Origin of the sequence: uncultured Draconibacterium sp. (assembly GCF_913060805.1) — a bacterium.
Classification (GTDB): Bacteria; Bacteroidota; Bacteroidia; order Bacteroidales; family Prolixibacteraceae; genus Draconibacterium.
In genome coordinates this window covers 1-3,261 of sequence record NZ_CAJXTC010000078.1, presented here as the reverse complement: position 1 = coordinate 3,261, position 3,261 = coordinate 1, and the positions used below count along the sequence as shown (strand labels likewise).

Genomic DNA, 3,261 nt, shown 5'->3' with positions numbered 1-3,261 from the left:
ACTGGCACGCCATTAAATTTTGGCGCATGCCATTTAGCCGGATGGATTCTAGTCAAGGGGCTATGTCAGTTTTTATGGAGTGTGCGAAATAAAAACTGAACAGCTCCGAAGGACGGCTGGCAAAAAAATGGGCAATTTCAGCCGCCCTTGACTTTTCCATGTGGCGAATTAACTTTGACAGGATTTAAGGGATGACAAACGACTTCAGTTCATTATTAAAAACTTTAAGAACCAAGTTTGAATTTATTCGATAAAGTTTCTCCTATTATCCTGTAACTTTTCGTTAATACGTTTACTTATAAATTGAAAGGAAGAGGGGCTCTCTAAGTCAGTTTTATTCGATGAGAATAACGACACGATAAAAACGATAAAAGTTTGATATGGTAGCATTATTAAAAGCATTAAAACTACTCGGATTAATTTCAATTTTCTCACTTCAACAGCTTTTTGCACAACAAAAAAACATAACCGGTACTGTATTATTCAAAATCACGTCCTCACACAACAACAACATTTCGTATTTATTTGGCACACATCATGCTTTTGGGCAACCTTTCTTCGATTCTTTGTTAAATGCAAGTGAGTGCCTGGCAAATTGCGATCTGCTCATTAAAGAAAATTTGAATATCCCGGGGCATTTAGCAGAAGACATCATTAATAAACGAAACAATGTAACCCGATGGAATAAGTTCCTAAACAAAAGTGACTTAGCCTATATAAAAAGTATATTTTCTTCAAGTCCAACTGATTTTAACAAAATGACACCTCCCGAAATGTATGCCTTTTTGAACAGATACTATAAAGAACAGGTCTGCTTATCCAAGAATACCAAAGGTACACAGCAGTCGTTAGACAATTTTATCGGCTCAAAAGCGGAGCTATTAAACCTGAAGCTAATTGGCCTCGAAACAACAGAAGAACAGATAGAACTTCTAAATAAAGATGTGGAAGGAATGCCGAGAAAGGTACATAAAAAACGGCTTTCGAGGATTATAGAAAACATAAAGACAGAAAACACTAGTGGTTGCGCTGAAATTGACTGGTACAAAACTATGGATTTTGATTACAAGCTCGATCACCCCTGCACGAATGAGTTAGTTTTAACCGCCAGAAACAATGAATGGGTGAGTGCAATAAGAGATCATTTGCAAGAAAATAATTGTTTTATTGCCGTTGGATTAAGCCACTTAATGTTTGAATGTGGATTAATTAGACTACTGGAAGATATGGAGTACACAATTACACCTGTAAATGTTAAGTAGGGACTGAAAGATATAGGAATTGACTTGTGTTTGACTTTTCCGGACGACTAATGAACTTTGACAGGACGTAAGGCAATATTCTCTCATTATTCCTGACGACAGTAATTCTTTACAAAAAATCGCTTACTTTAATCCCTATATTACCAATTAAGAAATAATGTTGTCTTCAAGTGAAAATCTACATATCATTGAAAGTTTAGGATTAATAATTGTTTCCCACCATAATTTACTAGATCAGCAAAGTGTTGAAAGAGTAATTACTGATTTAAAAAGCAATCCATTTTTTCGAAAGGAATATTCCATCTTAATTGATATTAGAAAAGCAAATACAGGGTTGAACTTTGCAGAGATTGAGGATCTTAGCCACTTTGTATTTGATAATATTGATGATACCGGTTTGAATAAATTTGCCATCCTGGCATCCGAATCACTGCTCAATAAAGCTGTACAGTATGTTCGAAGCTATAAACATTCTTCAAAATACCAGGTATTTTCCGCACTAGAACCAGCACTGCACTGGCTAAAAGTTCCACAGGACAGAAAGTTTCAAATTGATTTAAAGTTGAGCTATTTAAATCATTGAAACGAATAGAACAATAAACAGAAACATTCCAGATTCAATACCAGAATTTAGCTTTCACTCATTTTATAAACGACGGTGTAACAGACAACATGAGATAAGCCCAATGCTGCCCTACTGAACTATCGCCGCCTTTCAAAATTTCCATTGAATCGCCGGCAAACATCGTTGAATATCCAAGCGTAATTGAGGTGAATGGATTTACGATCCATTTTCCGGAAAGATCAAGTTCGGTACCTAAATAGCCAGATGCGTCAGGAGCCACTTCGGCTGCTGCACTAAAGTAATGCAGGTGTGCATCAAAAACAAATTTATCTTTTGTGTACTTATATTTCAAATATAAATCGTTTAATCCCACCGAACCGATGTGACTGCCCACATAGAAATAATCCATAAAACCATTGAATTTATGGTTGGTTCCATAAAGAGGTGTAAACGATTTAAATTTTTCGGTCTCGTTATAATCAGTCCCAGAGAGACGCTCGTATCCTACAACAAAGTTTTTATAGGCTGCTTCAAGCAATAAGTTAGAAGCACTTATTTTATCTCCTGAAACATGTTTTCCGGTTTGCAAATAAAAGTTACCGGCAAGATGCAGGTCTTCAAATGCAGTGGTATATCTTCCACCTATAGTTTGACTGTAACGGTTTTTCTGATCCTCGCCCTCCATATAAGGAACTCCGTTGTTCAGCAGAAGTAAACTCAAACCACTATTCTCCCAGTCATTATGAAACCACAGAAACTGAAGGTCTTTATAAGCATCAGGCCCACTGTAAATATTATCGGTAATATCGCTGTTTTCGTTATGTGCAACACCAAAATGTAGTTTAATTTCATCTTCGTATTTAAAAATGGCCATATCGTGCGAGCGTGCTTGCTGTGCCCAGCCAACGTTTCCAAAAATACGATGATCGTCGTAAACCACTTCCTGCCGGCCTGCTTTTAACGAAAACTGAGGCGTAAATAGCACCTCGGCCCATGCCTGATGAACCGAAAGCGCATAATCTTCGTTACCCACTAATTGCGGCTGACTCCCCCACTGCCTGACGTCTTGTAAAACCAGGCTGGTAATAATATACTCATTTTTAAACATGGCGTTTAAGCGCGTACGTTGCGAGGTAATCAACGATGCTTTTTGATCTTCAATGGCGAGCGACTTGTAACCCCTGCTCAATTCGGTTCGCGGCCGGTATTCCCCCGATAGCGAAAACTGTGCTTTTGCTGCAAAAGAAACGCACATAATCACTATTACCAAAAAGATAATTCTGGAATTATTCATGATTTCGAATTTAGCTTTTATTACTCCTGCAACTGAACAACAGCGTCGTATGTTTTCTCACGCTCTTCGGCTTCCTTCATCCATTTTGGCACTATGGTTTTCAGGAAATCCTGCTTGTCTTCGTTCAGTTTTTCCATATC

The 3,261-nt window shown here is 37.7% G+C and carries 3 protein-coding genes; 2 read left to right on the top strand and 1 reads right to left on the bottom strand.

Going from position 1 to position 3,261, the window contains the following annotated elements; genetic code table 11:
* The first annotated feature begins 380 nt into the window (after positions 1–380).
* The gene (locus QZ576_RS22505; RefSeq protein ID WP_297101858.1) at positions 381–1,262 is read left to right on the top strand and encodes a TraB/GumN family protein; all 882 of its coding nucleotides are present in this window, start codon (positions 381–383) and stop codon (positions 1,260–1,262) included.
* 157 nt (positions 1,263–1,419) lie between these two features.
* Complete coding sequence (locus QZ576_RS22500; RefSeq protein ID WP_297101855.1) at positions 1,420–1,845, top strand: hypothetical protein; 426 nt, start codon at positions 1,420–1,422, stop codon at positions 1,843–1,845.
* 58 nt (positions 1,846–1,903) lie between these two features.
* On the opposite strand, the gene QZ576_RS22495 is transcribed toward QZ576_RS22500, so the two are convergent.
* Positions 1,904–3,121 carry a hypothetical protein gene (locus QZ576_RS22495; protein WP_297101852.1) on the bottom strand — a complete coding sequence of 406 codons (1,218 nt, stop codon included), beginning with the start codon at positions 3,119–3,121 and terminating at the stop codon, positions 1,904–1,906.
* Between the last annotated feature and the right edge of the window lie 140 nt (positions 3,122–3,261).